This is a genomic window from Coprothermobacter proteolyticus DSM 5265 (assembly GCF_000020945.1).
GTDB lineage: Bacteria > Coprothermobacterota > Coprothermobacteria > Coprothermobacterales > Coprothermobacteraceae > Coprothermobacter > Coprothermobacter proteolyticus.
The window spans coordinates 165,137-179,933 of sequence record NC_011295.1 but is presented as its reverse complement, the minus strand read 5'-3'; the positions used below and the strand labels follow the sequence as shown (position 1 = coordinate 179,933).

Here is a 14,797-nt window from a genome sequence, read left to right as displayed (position 1 = left end):
AACGACCTTTACTCCAGTTCAGCGCTTTCCAACGTCCATTCCCTAATGGGATGTCCATTTATGACATGTTCTACAACTACTTGCCTAGCTTTATCAGGATCCATCTTTATGTAAGTAACTTTCTCATGGCCAGGTACGTACACTTCTACGATGGGTTCAAACTTGCAGAGTCCAATGCAGCCCGTTTCTACCACGGTAACACCCGTCACATTTCGCTTCTCCAACTCATCCAAAATGGCCATCATCACAGGTCTGGCACCAGCAGCAATGCCGCAAGTTGCCATGCCCACAGTAATTCTTGTTCCTGAACGATCACTTCTGATGTTTACCTTGCGTAAGGCTTCTTCTCTGATTTTTTGCAGATCCTCTAAGGTCTTAATCTGCTTCATAATCCTTTTTTGCCCCCTCTTTCTTGGAAATATTTATGTTGGGAAGAATTTCAATGCTTCCCTCATTTACGTAATCTTTAATCCAATTGAGTACGGAAGGCTCTGTAATGTTTACTCCTTGAAGAACTTCTCTGATTTGTGCAGAGTCGAATGTAAATGAGTAATCATTTAACGTGAAACGATAAACCAGATTAAGTTCTGGGTTGGATACAAGCAACGAAACAATGGTAGAACCCATATCACCCAAGGGAACAAGATCCACACTAGATAATTTCAGCTTTCCTTCGATAATCGTCCCTTCCCCTTCTTTAGATTTGATGGTAAGCGTACCTCCGCACTGCTCAACCAAATCCTTAAAAAATGGAATTCCCAGACCGAAACGGCGTTCCTTCCTACTGGTAAAGAAGGGATCCGTCACTCTTTCCACTAAGTGTGGGCTCATACCCTTCCCGTCATCTACTATTCTGATTAATAAATGGTCCGCTTTAACGTCAGCAGTAATGTCAATGGTGATATGCTTTGCTCCTGCGACAACGCTGTTCTGTGCAAGATCCAGTACGTAAAGAGCCAATTCCTTCATGCTCCTCCCGCTTTACTCAACCTCAGCGGCAGCCTGAGAGAGATCTTGTTTCTTTATCCTTTGTATCACTTTTACAGCTTCGTCGGGCGTAAGACGTCCATAGACCTCTCCGTTGATCATCATGACCGGGGCTAATGCGCAAGCTCCCAAGCACCTTGCGGCTTCTAATGAGAACATACCATCGGAAGTGGTCTCTCCCTCATTGATGCCCAAATTCTCTTTGAGCTTTTCTAGGATTTGTCCACTGCCCCTCACATAGCAAGCGGTCCCCAAGCACAAGCTGATTTTGTACTTCCCAGCGGGAACGATGCTAAAGCGCGAATAGAAGGTCACGATGCCAAAAATCTCCGTTAAGGGAACCCCAGTTTCCTTCGAAATGAGTTCTTGAACCTGAAAAGGAATGTAACCAAACATTTCCTGGGCCTCGTTGAGAATGGAGATCATGGAACCTGGCACCTTTTTAAGTTCCTCCAGCTTTGCTCTGAATTCTTCGACTCTATCGATGCCGAACAGCTCGTAAAGTTGTTCCATTTGCTTCCCTCCTAAAAGAGCTATTTTCGCTGAACCTTTTCTTGGTAAACATTAGCAAAATGCTAAGCGAATCTTCCACCAAAGCATTATAACATATTACGTGAATTCTTTAACGAGTTAAAAAAGACTTTGCTGAAGGCTTTCACGCAAAGCCACTTAAGTGTTTAAGGAGAGCCTCCACAGAAGGACTCGTCAGTTCAACGTAATTCACACGTTCCATGATGTCACCCAAGTAATGGGCATCAGAGGATTGTAAAATGCGGTACTTTCCCAGCGTAGGGTGCTGCATAAGAAACTGCTGAGGGCTCACAGCGCCTGAGATTTCCAAAGTTGCCACACCATCCATATCAGGGATAAAACCCAGATTCGAAAGCACACTGTAGGAAGGTCTGTCCACATGTGCAAAAACTGCAACTCCTCGGTCCCTTATAAGCCTAAAGACGTCTTCTACCCCGAAGTAAGAAGAAGTAAGCAGTAAATAAGGATACTCACCGATCAATTCATCGTCTTCATCGAGGATAAGCTGGTTGCCAAAGTATTCACGGCGGTTTTCTATTTTAGGAAGAGAATCTTCCCACTTAGCTTGAAAGTCGTAACAGTGATCCAAAGTGTAGAAGTAGCATAATACATGAACTTCCTCTTTGGTTTGCACCTCCATACCTGGAACCACTACGAGACCCTTTCTTTGTGCCAGATTAACCACGGCTTCCACGTTTCTGACACTGTTATGGTCAGTAACAGCGATAATGTCCAAACCCTTTAAAAGGCACATGTTCACAATATTATTGGGGGTCATGTCATCAGATGCACAGGGAGAAAGGGCGCTATGTATGTGAAGGTCGTAATAGAGCCTCATTTATCTAGACAGCAGTTGATACAGTTTTATTGCCGCTTCGTAGGACGTTCCAGGAAAACTGAGAATGGGCATAGCTTCTTCATTTGCTCTTTCCACTGCTTCCTTTTCCACTTCCACACCTTCTGAAACGATGATGCAGCTCTGCTCCACCATCAATGCCACTGCCACAATGTTCACATGACTTTGAATGGTTATCCACGCATTCTTGGGTTTGGACTTTGCCATGACCCAGCTTAAAAGATCACATATGTAAACTCCCTCAATAGGATTTTCTAAGCCATCATCACCAGCTACGAGCTGGAACCCATTCTCCAAAAGATCCCTAACCCTTAGTTTTACATTCACCGCTAGCTAACTCTCCTTTCCTTCACCCATCACAGGTGGAATTTTTCCAGCTAGTGTGCTAAGTTCCTGAGCAAGGCTCTTGATCCTGTTCTTCAAAATGAAAACACAATCATATTCGGTTGCTAGTCCTTTAACAATGTCCTCAGCCAGCGTCCTGCAGGTGGGTGCACCGCAGGAACCGCAGTCCAACCCAGGCAAGGTGGCGAGAACTTCATCAATTCTCTGCATCATACTCAGTGCCTCAGCAATGTCGCTGCTCAATTCCATAGCGTCACTTCTTTCCAAAGGCTTTTTCCATCGCGCCCGACCCAATTCCATTTTGTTGTAAATGCCCTGCTCTTCGTCTTTTGCTGGCACTTTATTATTGTTTCTGTCCTTCTGCCATTTTTCGGTAAGTTTCTTAATTCTTTGCTGAGCAACGAAATTGTTTTCCACGGTGAGAGGGCCACCCACACACCCACCAACACAAGCCATTGCTTCAAGAAAATCCAAATCCTCCATTTTTCCAAGTTCCACTTCTTCTAAAACCTTTATGACGTTCTGTATCCCATCCACGTAAATGTAGTTCTCCAGTAATGTTCCTGCAGCTTCCCCACCAGATTTTGCCCATCCTATACCGATCATGGATGCTTTACTTAAAGGCATAGGCTGTACTTTCTTTACCTTATCCGCAATAGCACTGTATACACTTGCCAGCGACAGAACCCCGTCTACATCGGTTTTGTCTGTGCCGATAGGCTTCCTAACACTGGTAACCTTAGCCCCACACGGGGATATAAAGAAGGTGCCTATTTCTTCACGTTTTAACCCGGTCTTTCTTACAGCCTCGTCTTTTGCCAAGGTTGCGGCAACTTCCATGGGCGTGCATAAATCCAGGACATTATCCAAAAGCGAAGGAAATCGGATCTGAACTAGTCGCACCACAGCGGGGCAGGATGAGGAAATCACAGGTCTGCGTAATCTGTTTTCCATGAGTGCTTGACGCGTGAGTTTTGAAACAATGTCGGCTCCTAAGGCTACTTCAAAAACATCATCGAACCCGATTTCCAGAAGTGCTGTGAGAACATTGTCCACGTCCACATTTTTGAATTGCCCATATAAAGATGGAGCAGGCAACGCGATGCGGTACTTAAAATCGTTCATGAGATCCCAGCTATCTGTTACTGCCACCTTAGCATGGTTCGGGCAAGCTCTTATGCATTCGCCGCAGTCAATGCAAAGCTGATCAATGATGCGGGCTTTACCATTTCTGACTCTGATAGCTTCGGCAGGACAACGTTTAATACAATTTGTGCATCCTTTACATTTTTCCTCGTCCAGTGTTACAGAATGGTAGTAAACGCCGGCATTATTGGCCATCTTTTCCAACAAACAAAACCTCCATGATAAGTTTTGTACCTTCCGGACCCGTGGTTATGTCCAGCCTATCCGTATTAGCTTTTATGTTTGGTAAGCCCATACCGGCTCCGAAGCCCATCTCCCTGGCTTCCTCAGGCGCCGTACTGTAACCCTCTTCCATGGCCTTGTTCAAGTCTTCAATACCGGGCCCGCTATCTTCAGCCACCATGACCAACCTGTCAGGGTATATGTCAATCTGCAGGTGCCCACCTAATGAGTGTATGATAATGTTCATCTCGGCTTCATAGCAAGCCACACAGCAACGTCTTACCAGCTCTGGTGGCAAGGAGAGTTGCTTCAGCACAGCCCGCAAAGCACTAGAAACTTCGCCACCTCTTACGTAGTCTTTAGCCTTTACATCATATTCAAGCCTATAGGATGCGGCTAATTTCTCCATATTCATCAGGTACTAAACCCCTCGAGAACAATAGTCCACATGCTACAAACATGGGATATTTGCATCTCATCAGTACAATGCCTGCCTCCTTCGCCAGCTCCACGGTCTCCGTGCTGGGACGTTTTCCACGAACAAATACGATGCATTTCACATCACCTACCACTTCGGCAGTGCGTACAACTTGAGGGTTGGTTAGCCCAGTTAGCAGAACGCCCTTATCACCCTTCCAAGCTAGCACATCACTCATCAAATCGGCACCACAGGCACCAAAAACTTCTTGATCCAATTTGTCTTCACCTGACAGAACTTCAGCATCAAGAATCTCTTTCACTTCGTACAGCTTCATGCAGTTACTCCTTCACTCCAATAACGATTTCTTTAATAAACTCAGCACCAACAACGCCAAAATACCTCCCATAACAGCAGTCGCCAATTGAGGGAAGGTAAACATTTCCACTAAAACAGCCGGAGCTTTCACACCAAAAAGTGGAAGCATGTAATAAACCGAAGCACTGAGCCACAAAAACTTTACTAAAGAACCTAATACCATACCAACAGGTTTGTTCTTCATTCCCGAAAATACCAGTACATACAAAGCGTTCCCAATCATGATGAAAGGTATCATGGGTGGGAACTTCATTATCCCAAAAAGAAAAGCCAAAACAGGGGTAAAGAGTCCGATGATTACACCAGACCACATTCCCACATAGCCAGCAGAAATCAGTAGCATGCCATTTACTAAAGTACCCGTAACAAGCTGCGGGGCACGGAAAGATTGGAATATCATTGTGAGAGCTAAAAGTATTGCGGTTCTGGTGATAAATTGTACCGACATTTTCTACACCCCTTTTTAATATGTGATATTTTTCCTTTTTTATTTTACCACAATAGGCTTTTCCTCAAACAAAAACTGCAAACCTACTGAGTATTCTGTGTCACAGTAAACTGCTGAATTACTTCACCATCCACGTTTTTGAACAAGAGCTCAGCTTCGTTTTGCTTTACTGTGACTTCCAAGTAGCCCCTGGAATCACCGTAAAACCACTTGGAGTAATCTGACTTGATCGGCCTTGGGCCCGTAGTATTTCCACCGGCTACTCCGTCCAGAACGTAGGTTACCCCATCCTTTTCCAGAAGCTCCATGTGATGGTTATGCCCTGATATGACCAAATCCACATTGTATTTCTCAAAAAGTGGCGAGATCAGTCTGGTGGTGTCTTCGTGGTCAGCCCAAACACGTCCGGTTTCTACGTCTCCTGAAGAATAATAGAAGCAGTGTGAAATTGGTATGACCCAGTCTTCCTGAGGTATGGAACTCAGCTGGTCCTCCAGCCATTTTTTCTGCTCTGGAGTAAATTCCTCAGTACCCCAGAGAACTTCCAGCACAAGGAAATGCACGTTTCCCACATCTATTCTGTGATAAAGTTCGTTTCCGCTGTCTATTTTGACTCCGTCAGCACCGTAGAAGTAATTCCTAAAGTGATACAAGCCTCCTATGAGAGTGTCATGGTTTCCCAAGACCAGGGCAACAGGTTTAGTCATGTTCTCACTTACATCAGAGAAAAACTCGCTCCAGTAGCCGTTAACCATGCCCAAGTCCACAATGTCGCCGTTCATAAAAAACAGGTTCACATTTGGGTCTTCGCTGATGTTACGTAGTATCTGCGTTCGCTCATCGCTATTAGCATCAGAACCTCCATAGTGAAAATCAGATGCCACAGCAAACGTCACCAACGTACCCGTTTTTGCCAAAGGTGGCGTACTAAAGGTTAGGCCCATCCTGTTATCAATTACGTAATGATACTCCGTTCCTGGCTGGAGATCCGTAAAGTGAAAGAGATGTTCCTTCACAGGCTTAGAATCGCCAAAACCTTGTAGGTTGTCTCCCGTGCCCCAGGCACCAACCACAACTGTTGGCGTTTCCGTGCGAAAATACACATACAGATTGGGTATGCCATAGATACCTGTGCTGGGCTCCACCAACAGTTTTGGCTCAGTACTACTAAGGAGAGAATACGCGGGCACTACTACGTAAAAAACAATACCAATGCAAACAACGATCACCACAACGGACACAATGTTAAGTATCCATGACCCTACTTTGAACCAAGTACGGCTTACAACGCCCCGTAGGAGCCAGAGAATAAGCGCCACCGCTGGCACCAGAAAACCAAGCCCGATAATGATATTCAGTAAGCGTCTGTAGTCGTGGTTCCAATTGTAAAGCCCCCATGTTCCATGTTGAGAAAAAGCCCATATTGCCAAAACAAGAAAGAACAAGAAACTTGTAAGTGACAATATGAGGGTACCCCTGCCGATCTTATTCTTACGTTGAGACATACTCATCGCACCTCCCTACTTGCTCTTAAGTTTACCATTGTGGAGGTTAATTAGCATGACTATAACCAATTGAGAATTCACCAAAAGAGTTCCGTGGTAAAATACAAATGGTGATGACATATGAGCGATTATTCAAATGAGCAATTGTTAAAAGATGAGATGCTTGTCTGCAATTTGGCTGACTTCTTTGATATTTTCGGTGATACGTCCCGCATCAAGATACTACTTGCTTTGCACGACAAATCCCTGCCTGTGTCCAGCATAGCCGAACTCACAGGACTTTCCGCTTCAGCTGTATCCCATCATCTTTCGCTACTTCGCGGAAGGCGCGTGGTAAAAGTTGAACGCAAAGGCAAGTACAGAGTGTATGAATTAGACGACGATCATGTGAGCTCCGTACTGAAAATGGCCATAAGCCACATCCAGGAGGTGAAATAGAGTGAGGACAACCCTCACTGCAACTCAGCTCAAGTGCCCAAAGTGTGCTGTTCACATTGAAGAAGAAATAAAGAAGAAAAACCTAGCCCGAGATCTGGTTATTGACGTGCCCACCGGCATCATAAGTGTGGAAGCTGATGAGGAACAACTAATCCAAATAAAGAGGCTACTTTCTCAAGCCGGCTTGTACCACGAGGAGCACGAAGAAAGAACAGAGCGTTTTATTACTATTTCTGGTCTTGTTTTGTTTGCAATCGGTTTTGCTGCCATTCGCCTTAGCCCACCTGTGGGTATTACTTTTTTGGTTGTGAGCTCCATAATAAACGGCTATCCACGTGTGCACGAGCTGGTTCACAACTTAAGTGTGGGTGTGCTGGACATTTTCGATGAAAACCTACTTATGCTTTTAGGCGGAACTGGAGGGTTCATAGCCGGTGCTTATGTGGAAGCAGCCATGGTTTTTAACCTGTATGCCTTAGCCGAGATCATAGAAGAGTCTGTGAAAAAGAAAGCACAAGAGGGATTAAGAAGCATATTAACTGACATACCTGACAGCGCCATGCTGATAAAAGAACAGCAACTCGTAGCGGTAGAGGTGGAACAACTTAAAGCTGGAGACCACATTCGCTTCACAGCAGGCGATACGGTACCAGTGGACGTCGTCTTGCTTTCTCCTGCCTTAGTCGATGAAAGCGTCATAACTGGTGAAAGTGCACCTGTAAACCATGAACCAGGTGACATGGTACTGTCAGGATCAAAGCTGCTTACTCCTTGTGATGCAGAAGTATTAAGACCCCTGCAGGAAAGCAACCTAGCACAAGTACAGAAAACCATCGCTCAAACGTTAAGTAGAAAGAGTGCTTTTAGATCTTGGATGGAGCGTTTTACAAACGTGTATTCGCCTTTGGTACTCATAAGCGCTGTGGCGGTTTTCTTGTTCGGCTTATTGTCTGGAAACGCGTTTTCTGTGGCTGTTTATCGTAGTTCAGTTTTACTTCTCATTGCTTGTCCTTGTTCTCTACTGCTGGCTTCACCTTCAGCTGTGTCAGCGGCTGTTTCTACGCTGGCACGCCAGGGCGTACTGGTTAGAAACACTGATGCCTTGGAGAAGCTTCCACAAGTGGGAACGGTGATTTTCGATAAAACCGGAACCATTACCACAGGCCGCATGAAGATCACCGAAGCTCAAATAAGCGATGAACATTTAGCCTTGGTTGCTTCAGTGGAATCCTACTTTAAGCATCCTGTAGCTGACGCTATCGTTGCTTATGCTGCAGAAAAGAACATTGTTTTGAAAGAAGCAAAAGTTAGACAAAATGGAAATGTCATTACCGGAGAGATAGAAAACCATCAAGTGGAGCTAACAATGAAAGACCTGCTGCAGGTGAAAGTTGATGGAATGGATGTTGGGTTTTTTAAGGTTGAAGAAGAACTCCGTGATGAGGCCCCTTGGGTTATACAGCGTCTTAAAGATCAGGGTTACAAAATAATCATACTAAGTGGAGATCAGCACGAGAAAGTGGAAACCCTGGCAAGACAACTGAAAGTCGATGAATACTACGCCAATATGACGCCCGAGGGCAAACAAGCCTTCGTCAAAGAACTTGAAAAGCGAGAACACTGCTTAATGGTAGGAGACGGTCTTAACGATGCCCTAGCGCTCTCTGAGGCTCACGTGTCTGTGGCACTGCCAGATAGACGGATTAAGACCATTGTAGAAACCGCTGATTTCATACTAAGCGGGACATTAACGCCGCTGGTTAATTTGCCCAGTTATGCCCAGTCGTACACAAGTACTGTAAAAACCAATGTGGGGTTGTCCCTGGGAATAAAAGTAGCCATCTTTACTACAAGCCTTTTGGGCTACGTAGCGCTGCCGTTGGCCGTTGTGGCTGACGAAGGCACTGCATTACTCGTACTGCTGAACAGTCTCAGATTAACAAGCAGAGCCTCCCATTAAGAAGGAGGCTCTGTTTGGCTGCACTTATCGTTACTGCTTATTTACAGCGTCCTTTGTGGTTCTCAAAGCTAGGACCCTTTCCTTGGTTCTCAAAACCAGGGCCTTTTCCTTTGTCAAAGTCCTTCTTAAGAGCGTGGGTTAGCCAACCTGGTATGGGTAGTCCCTGTTTCTCCAACTCAGCGCTGATTTTATCCGTTAACGTTTTTAGCGCCGTTTCAAATTTATCTTGTGACACGCCAAAGTTGCTTAGAGCCTGTATCAACGTGTGATCTGCTGTGTAGCTGAGCACCTGATCCAGCGTTACACCTGTAGTAGAAGTTACGATAGCTTGAGCCTTGATTATTTCTACTAATCCAACATCATACTTCTCTCTCAGGTTATCAAGGTTTGTGGTGCTGGTACCGAGCGCTGTGGCAACCACTTGATAGACTTTGTCCAGCTGCGCAGAAGTAAGTGGCGTGGCTGTACCCATGTTGCCAGGACCCCACTTGTTGCCTAAGCCAAGACCATTTGCTAGGCCACGTAGACCCGGAATGTTTATTCCAGCCTTTTCAAGTTCAGCTCTGATTCTGTCTTCTAAAGTCTGAAGAGAAGTTTTGAATTTGTCAAGATCCACGCCAAAGTAGTTAAGTCCTTCAATTAGCTTGTGCTCCGTCATGTAGCTTAGAACCTTGTCTAAAGTTACAGCAGTGGTAGCAGTGACCACAGCTTGAGCTTTGATTATTGCTCCTAACCCAATGTCATATTTCTCTTCCAAGTTTTTGAGATTTGTAGTGGTAGTGCTAAGCGCTGAAGCAACTATCTGGTAAGCCTTCTCAAGCTGCTCAGTACTTAGTGGTGTGGCAGTAAGTGGTGCACTTGCTGTTGTCATGCGATTGTTTAACTTTAAACCAACGCCATTTCCTTGAGCAGCCAATGTTACCGCTGGGAATATGGCAGCGAGAAGCACTATGACTGCTGCTATTGCGAGTAGCTTTTTCATTCTTGTCTCCCTCCTTTCCGCCGAGAGTTTAATCGGCTCTTGGCTAACCTGTATTTATATACGTTCAAAACCAGTAGAAAGTTTCATCAATTCACATTCACTAAGGAAGAGTTGTTTTAAACCCTCCTGCGGCCAGGGCTTCTTCAAGCTCTTGACGAATGGCTTCCAAGTCTTCTGGGTTCTTGGCTTCGTACCTGACAATGATCTCAGGGCCAGTGTTAGAAGCACGAACCAATCCCCATCCGCTCTTTATGTAGACACGTACTCCATCAACATCCACCAGTGGGTATCCTTTACCGGCGAAGTAACTCTTCACAAATTCCACCAGTTGGAACTTTTTCTCATCGCTGAATTCCAAGCGTATCTCAGGGCTGGCATGGTACACGGGTATGGTACTGACAAGATCAGAAAGCTTCTTCCCAGATTCTTTAATAAGCCTAAGGAGTCGCAAAGCGGAATAAAGCGCATCATCGTAACCGTAATACTCATCGGCAAAGAACATGTGGCCGGACATCTCACCAGCAAAAGGACTCCCCAACTCTCTCATTTTTGCTTTTATAAGACTGTGGCCAGTTTTGTACATGACCACTTCGGCACCCATTCTTTTGAGTTCTTCCACCAAGGCCTCGGAACATTTAACTTCCACAATGGCTTTTACAGTTTTGGGATCACGCTTGATTAGGATTTCACGCCAAAACAGAATCATGAGCACGTCTCCAAAAAGTATGTTTCCTTTGTCATCCACCACACCAAGTCTGTCGCCATCGCCATCGAAACCCAAACCTAAGTCCAGCTTCTTATCCAGAACTAACTTCTTAAGATCTTGCATGTTCTCTGCTTTCACTGGGTCTGGCTGGTGATGAGGAAAATTCGGATCGGAGTCGCAGTAAAGTGGTTCCACCTGTGCGCCAGCACGTGCCAATAATTCTGGAGCGAACAAGGAAGCGGTACCGTTACCGCAATCCACACCCACCTGCAAAGGAAGCGTGGTACCAATTCTTTCAAGTAAATCCTTGAAATACTCTTCTTTGTGGTCATAGGACTCAATAGAACCGCGACCACTTACAAAATCATTCTGCTCCACCATGTCTGCGATGACCTGAATTTGGTCACCATACAGCGTGCTTTCCCCTAAAAACAGCTTAAAACCATTGTATTGAGGCGGATTGTGGCTTGCCGTGACCATGATGCCTGCCCCCACACCTTTTGTTACACAAGCATGGTAGAACAAGGGCGTTATGACCGTTCCCAAATCATAGACATGAACGCCTGACTGGGTTAGTGCATCAATAACCGCTTCCCTTAGCTTTGGAGAGCTCTTCCTGTTATCAGCTCCCACGAACATTTCACTGTAGCCACGCTCTTTTGCATATTTGGCGAAAGCTTTGGCAATGCCAAAAGCGGCGTCAATCGTTAAATCCTGATCAGCTACTCCGCGAATATCGTATTCTCTGAACATGTCTCGGTTTATATTCATGACCACCAACCTCCCTCTTTAGTTTAAATACCACCAAACCATAAAAGCGACAACTCACACATACTAGTCAAAGGTGGTCTTACGTACTTGAAAGCTAAACTTTTCCTTAGATTATTTTCCCATAATTGCATTGTATAATGACAAAGGAGGTGATTTGAATGAATCCAAGAAAGGTCACCGATGGTGTATTCTTCGTGGGCGCACCGGATTGGGACAGGCGCCTGTTTGATGCTTTAATCCCACTTCCTGAAGGTACAAGCTATAATGCTTATCTGATAACTGGGCAGGAGAAAACCGCCCTCATCGATACTGTGGATCCCACAAAGTGGGAGGTTTTAAAAGCTTATTTGGAAAAAGTAAACAACATTGACTACGTAGTCATTCAGCACGTTGAACAGGATCACAGTGGTTCACTGCCCATGGTACTTGAAAAGTATCCAAATGCTGTGGTAATTGCTAACAGCAAAGCCAAAGAACTCATACTAACCCACTTGCATGTACCCGAAGAGAAGATCCAAGTCATTGAAGACGGAGACAAGCTGGATCTAGGAGGTCTAACGCTTCAGTTCATCTTTGCCCCGTGGGTTCACTGGCCAGAAACCATGCTTACTTACCTTCCTGAAAGAAAGCTTCTCTTTACTTGCGACTTTTTGGGCTCACATCTTGCCACATCCAGTCTTTTCATAGAAGATGAGCGTTTAGTGTATTTGGGGGCAAAACGTTACTACGCTGAGATCATGTCTCCTTTCAGGAATTTGATAAAGGGGCACCTAGAAAAGATAAAGAAACTAGATATTGACATGATTGCACCAAGCCACGGCCCCATTTACCAAAACCCAGACTTTATCATTGAAGCTTACGAAGAGTGGATTTCTGATCAACCCAAAAACATCGTTTTGCTACCGTGGATCAGTATGCATGGAAGCACTCAGGCCATGGTGGAATACCTCACTAGCAAGCTCGTTGAAAAGGGCGTAGAAGTACAACCTTATGATATTTCCAAAGCGGACCTAGGTGAGCTAACCATGGCAACAGTAGACGCAGCCACCATAATTCTGGCAGCACCAACCATTCTTACGAATATGCACCCCATGGCTGAGCTAGTAGCTTACTGGGTCAGCATACTTAGACCCAAGGCGAAAGCATACGGCTTTATTGGTTCATACGGCTGGGGAGGAAAAACACTTGAAACAGTCAAGTCGCTTTTTAGTGGCATTAAAGCCGACTTCTTTGAGCCAGTTCTGGTAAAAGGCCTTCCCACCCAAACAGACTACGAAGCACTGGATAAATTAGCAGACGCCATTGTGGAAAAGCACAGAGTACTAGGGCTATTGCCCTAGTACTCGTATTTGCGCACCAAGCGCGGATATTTCTTCTCAAAGAAAGGCGAAGAAACCACAAAGTCAGCAGTGGCTTTATCTGAAACCACTACCACGTTCCAGACTACAGCAATTCTAAGCAAAGCTTTGACATCTGGATCGTGAGGCATGGGTTCCAAAGGATCCCAGAAGAAAACTAATATGTCTACACCGTTATTCGCTATGAGAGAGCCTACTTCCTGGTCACCGCCCAATGGCCCTGGCTTGAATTTGATTACTTCCAAACCCAATTTTTCCTCGAGCAGTGTACCCGTACCCCAAGTAGCATAAAGTTTGTGTTTTTTAAGTGTCTCCACATTGTAAGAAGCCCAATCCAACAGGTCTTGCTTCCTGTTGTCATGTGCGATCAGCGCAATACGTTTAACCTCATCCATTTCTACAATTTCTACCTCATTCATTACGAGTTACCTCCTTTCTTGGTGTTATTGTGCTTAAGCTTTAGCCCCCACCTAAATCGGTTGGCGCTTCAAAGAAGCTGACCAGAAAATAGATATTACCATAACAAGTATCAAACTAAGCACTCCACTTATACCGAAGGCCCAATTGACACCAAGGTTTTGAGCAATCCAGCCCGAGAAGTAACTGCCAAAGGGTGCAACCCCCACGAACATGAGTGAGTACAAGCTCATTACCCTGCCACGGAACTCGTCTTCACTGTTTATTTGAATGGCAGTATTTGATAGTGTGTTGAATGCCTGCATGCAAATACCTGATAAAAACAAAGACAATTCTGCAAAGAATGCACTCCTACTAATAGATAAAGCCAAGAGCGATAAGCTTAAGCCGTAAGCTCCAAACCAATAAATGTGATTTATACCTCCACGTGATCCCACTGCAGATAAGTACAACGAAATAAGAAAAGCGCCTAGTCCCATAAAGGTCATTAAAGTGCCGTAGCCAGTCACTCCTATATTCAGCTGTACTTTTGCCAATGTGGGAACTAGTATATTGAAATTCATGGCAAGCAAGCTAAGAGTACCCATCATGATAAGAGGAAACATAATAGACGGTCTGGTACGCACATATTTGAGTCCTGCCATTATGTCTTTCATTGCACTGCGTCCGGATGGCTGCAAATGTATATGTGAGATGTCCATCATGTAAAGTCCTGCTATCACAGCTACAAAGCTGAGTGCATTTAGGTAAAAACAGATGGCAATACCCAAGGCCGCAATGAGAAAAGCAGCCACACTAGGTCCCACAATGCGAGCCAGATTAAATATCATGGAGTTCATGGAAATCGCAGACGTCAAGTCCTTTTTGTCCACTATTTCAGCGTACAAAGCTTGGCGCGCAGGCATGTCAAAAGTGTTAGTGAGACCAAGCAGAGTAGCAAGAACGAGTACGTGCCAGTACTTGACTACACCAAACAAAGTAAGTGTGGCCAAAACGGCTGCCAGAATACCAAAACAACTTTGGGTTACCAGCAAAACGTTGCGTTTAGGAAAACGTTCCACGAAGGCGCCAGCAACCAAGGAAAGAAGCAGTACTGGGAGAGTTTGCAGCATTGTGACTATACCAAGCATGTAAGCAGAATTGTTAGTTAGTTCCAACACCAGCCAGCCTTGTCCCACATTTTGAATCCAAGTGCCAATAAGAGAAACCGCTTGACCAAACCAAAAAAGTCTAAAGTTCCTGTAACTGAGTGCAGGAAATGTCCTGTAAAGACGATCTAACCACTTCTCATTCATGATTCGGCATCACCAGCTTAGCTCTTGAATGTTT

At 45.0% G+C, this 14,797-nt stretch carries 17 protein-coding genes; 3 read left to right on the top strand and 14 right to left on the bottom strand.

Annotated elements, in window-relative coordinates; genetic code table 11:
* Nucleotides 1-8: 8 nt before the first annotated feature.
* The 10 genes from COPRO5265_RS00795 to COPRO5265_RS00750 all read right to left on the bottom strand — a co-directional run bounded on the left by COPRO5265_RS00795 (nucleotide 9) and on the right by COPRO5265_RS00750 (nucleotide 6,836).
* Nucleotides 9-380, bottom strand: a complete 372-nt coding sequence (locus COPRO5265_RS00795) for a (2Fe-2S) ferredoxin domain-containing protein (protein ID WP_041735931.1) — start codon at nucleotides 378-380, stop codon at nucleotides 9-11.
* On the bottom strand, nucleotides 376-969 hold the full coding sequence (locus COPRO5265_RS00790) for an ATP-binding protein (RefSeq protein ID WP_012543517.1): 594 nt from the start codon (nucleotides 967-969) through the stop codon (nucleotides 376-378). The genes COPRO5265_RS00795 and COPRO5265_RS00790 overlap by 5 nt, the downstream gene beginning before the upstream one ends.
* A 12-nt stretch (nucleotides 970-981) precedes the next feature.
* Nucleotides 982-1,500, bottom strand: coding sequence for an NADH-quinone oxidoreductase subunit NuoE family protein (locus COPRO5265_RS00785; protein WP_012544770.1), 519 nt, complete (start codon nucleotides 1,498-1,500; stop codon nucleotides 982-984).
* 142 nt (nucleotides 1,501-1,642) lie between these two features.
* Nucleotides 1,643-2,356: a PHP domain-containing protein gene (locus tag COPRO5265_RS00780; protein ID WP_012544167.1), complete on the bottom strand. Its 714-nt coding sequence runs from the start codon at nucleotides 2,354-2,356 to the stop codon at nucleotides 1,643-1,645.
* The gene (locus COPRO5265_RS00775) at nucleotides 2,357-2,701 is read right to left on the bottom strand and encodes a DRTGG domain-containing protein (RefSeq protein WP_012544590.1); all 345 of its coding nucleotides are present in this window, start codon (nucleotides 2,699-2,701) and stop codon (nucleotides 2,357-2,359) included.
* Between the two features lie 6 nt (nucleotides 2,702-2,707).
* Nucleotides 2,708-4,060, bottom strand: a complete 1,353-nt coding sequence (locus COPRO5265_RS00770; protein WP_012543804.1) for a [Fe-Fe] hydrogenase large subunit C-terminal domain-containing protein — start codon at nucleotides 4,058-4,060, stop codon at nucleotides 2,708-2,710.
* Entirely contained in the window at nucleotides 4,050-4,502 is a 453-nt protein-coding gene (locus COPRO5265_RS00765) for an ATP-binding protein (RefSeq protein ID WP_012544651.1), read from the bottom strand. The genes COPRO5265_RS00770 and COPRO5265_RS00765 overlap by 11 nt, the downstream gene beginning before the upstream one ends.
* Nucleotides 4,471-4,842, bottom strand: a complete 372-nt coding sequence (locus tag COPRO5265_RS00760; RefSeq protein WP_012544141.1) for a hypothetical protein — start codon at nucleotides 4,840-4,842, stop codon at nucleotides 4,471-4,473. The genes COPRO5265_RS00765 and COPRO5265_RS00760 overlap by 32 nt, the downstream gene beginning before the upstream one ends.
* Before the next feature lie 12 nt (nucleotides 4,843-4,854).
* Complete coding sequence (locus COPRO5265_RS00755) at nucleotides 4,855-5,331, bottom strand: ECF transporter S component (RefSeq protein WP_012544237.1); 477 nt, start codon at nucleotides 5,329-5,331, stop codon at nucleotides 4,855-4,857.
* A gap of 83 nt (nucleotides 5,332-5,414) precedes the next feature.
* Complete coding sequence (locus COPRO5265_RS00750; RefSeq protein WP_012544490.1) at nucleotides 5,415-6,836, bottom strand: metallophosphoesterase family protein; 1,422 nt, start codon at nucleotides 6,834-6,836, stop codon at nucleotides 5,415-5,417.
* A gap of 120 nt (nucleotides 6,837-6,956) precedes the next feature.
* Here COPRO5265_RS00750 and COPRO5265_RS00745 point away from each other — a divergent pair, with 120 nt between their 5' ends.
* Nucleotides 6,957-7,274 (top strand): ArsR/SmtB family transcription factor, encoded by a 318-nt coding sequence (locus COPRO5265_RS00745; RefSeq protein ID WP_012543655.1) that lies wholly within the window; start codon nucleotides 6,957-6,959, stop codon nucleotides 7,272-7,274.
* 1 nt (nucleotide 7,275) lies between these two features.
* The gene (locus tag COPRO5265_RS00740; RefSeq protein WP_012543978.1) at nucleotides 7,276-9,234 is read left to right on the top strand and encodes a heavy metal translocating P-type ATPase; all 1,959 of its coding nucleotides are present in this window, start codon (nucleotides 7,276-7,278) and stop codon (nucleotides 9,232-9,234) included.
* A gap of 37 nt (nucleotides 9,235-9,271) precedes the next feature.
* On the opposite strand, the gene COPRO5265_RS00735 is transcribed toward COPRO5265_RS00740, so the two are convergent.
* Nucleotides 9,272-10,216 carry a hypothetical protein gene (locus tag COPRO5265_RS00735; RefSeq protein WP_012544634.1) on the bottom strand — a complete coding sequence of 315 codons (945 nt, stop codon included), beginning with the start codon at nucleotides 10,214-10,216 and terminating at the stop codon, nucleotides 9,272-9,274.
* Nucleotides 10,217-10,316: 100 nt separating this feature from the next.
* Nucleotides 10,317-11,693 (bottom strand): phosphomannomutase/phosphoglucomutase, encoded by a 1,377-nt coding sequence (locus tag COPRO5265_RS00730; protein ID WP_012544725.1) that lies wholly within the window; start codon nucleotides 11,691-11,693, stop codon nucleotides 10,317-10,319.
* 158 nt (nucleotides 11,694-11,851) lie between these two features.
* Between COPRO5265_RS00730 and COPRO5265_RS00725 the strand changes: the two genes are divergently transcribed.
* On the top strand, nucleotides 11,852-13,033 hold the full coding sequence (locus COPRO5265_RS00725) for an FprA family A-type flavoprotein (protein WP_012544058.1): 1,182 nt from the start codon (nucleotides 11,852-11,854) through the stop codon (nucleotides 13,031-13,033).
* On the opposite strand, the gene COPRO5265_RS00720 is transcribed toward COPRO5265_RS00725, so the two are convergent.
* The gene (locus tag COPRO5265_RS00720) at nucleotides 13,030-13,470 is read right to left on the bottom strand and encodes a methylglyoxal synthase (RefSeq protein WP_012543949.1); all 441 of its coding nucleotides are present in this window, start codon (nucleotides 13,468-13,470) and stop codon (nucleotides 13,030-13,032) included. The two genes, COPRO5265_RS00725 and COPRO5265_RS00720, sit on opposite strands and share 4 nt — an antisense overlap.
* A 51-nt stretch (nucleotides 13,471-13,521) precedes the next feature.
* On the bottom strand, nucleotides 13,522-14,763 hold the full coding sequence (locus COPRO5265_RS00715) for an MFS transporter (protein ID WP_012544630.1): 1,242 nt from the start codon (nucleotides 14,761-14,763) through the stop codon (nucleotides 13,522-13,524).
* Nucleotides 14,764-14,797 lie beyond the last annotated feature (34 nt).

What these genes read in the sequence shown, in the direction of transcription:
- COPRO5265_RS00735 (WP_012544634.1), bottom strand. Translation starts at nt 10,216, where the DNA reads ATGAAAAAGCTACTCGCAATAGCAGCAGTCATAGTGCTTCTCGCTGCC.
- COPRO5265_RS00760 (WP_012544141.1), bottom strand. Translation starts at nt 4,842, where the DNA reads ATGAAGCTGTACGAAGTGAAAGAGATTCTTGATGCTGAAGTTCTGTCA.
- COPRO5265_RS00755 (WP_012544237.1), bottom strand. Translation starts at nt 5,331, where the DNA reads ATGTCGGTACAATTTATCACCAGAACCGCAATACTTTTAGCTCTCACA.
- COPRO5265_RS00765 (WP_012544651.1), bottom strand. Translation starts at nt 4,502, where the DNA reads ATGAATATGGAGAAATTAGCCGCATCCTATAGGCTTGAATATGATGTA.
- COPRO5265_RS00715 (WP_012544630.1), bottom strand. Translation starts at nt 14,763, where the DNA reads ATGAATGAGAAGTGGTTAGATCGTCTTTACAGGACATTTCCTGCACTC.
- COPRO5265_RS00785 (WP_012544770.1), bottom strand. Translation starts at nt 1,500, where the DNA reads ATGGAACAACTTTACGAGCTGTTCGGCATCGATAGAGTCGAAGAATTC.
- COPRO5265_RS00750 (WP_012544490.1), bottom strand. Translation starts at nt 6,836, where the DNA reads ATGTCTCAACGTAAGAATAAGATCGGCAGGGGTACCCTCATATTGTCA.
- COPRO5265_RS00730 (WP_012544725.1), bottom strand. Translation starts at nt 11,693, where the DNA reads ATGAATATAAACCGAGACATGTTCAGAGAATACGATATTCGCGGAGTA.
- COPRO5265_RS00720 (WP_012543949.1), bottom strand. Translation starts at nt 13,470, where the DNA reads ATGAATGAGGTAGAAATTGTAGAAATGGATGAGGTTAAACGTATTGCG.
- COPRO5265_RS00780 (WP_012544167.1), bottom strand. Translation starts at nt 2,356, where the DNA reads ATGAGGCTCTATTACGACCTTCACATACATAGCGCCCTTTCTCCCTGT.
- COPRO5265_RS00770 (WP_012543804.1), bottom strand. Translation starts at nt 4,060, where the DNA reads ATGGCCAATAATGCCGGCGTTTACTACCATTCTGTAACACTGGACGAG.
- COPRO5265_RS00725 (WP_012544058.1), top strand. Translation starts at nt 11,852, where the DNA reads ATGAATCCAAGAAAGGTCACCGATGGTGTATTCTTCGTGGGCGCACCG.
- COPRO5265_RS00790 (WP_012543517.1), bottom strand. Translation starts at nt 969, where the DNA reads ATGAAGGAATTGGCTCTTTACGTACTGGATCTTGCACAGAACAGCGTT.
- COPRO5265_RS00745 (WP_012543655.1), top strand. Translation starts at nt 6,957, where the DNA reads ATGAGCGATTATTCAAATGAGCAATTGTTAAAAGATGAGATGCTTGTC.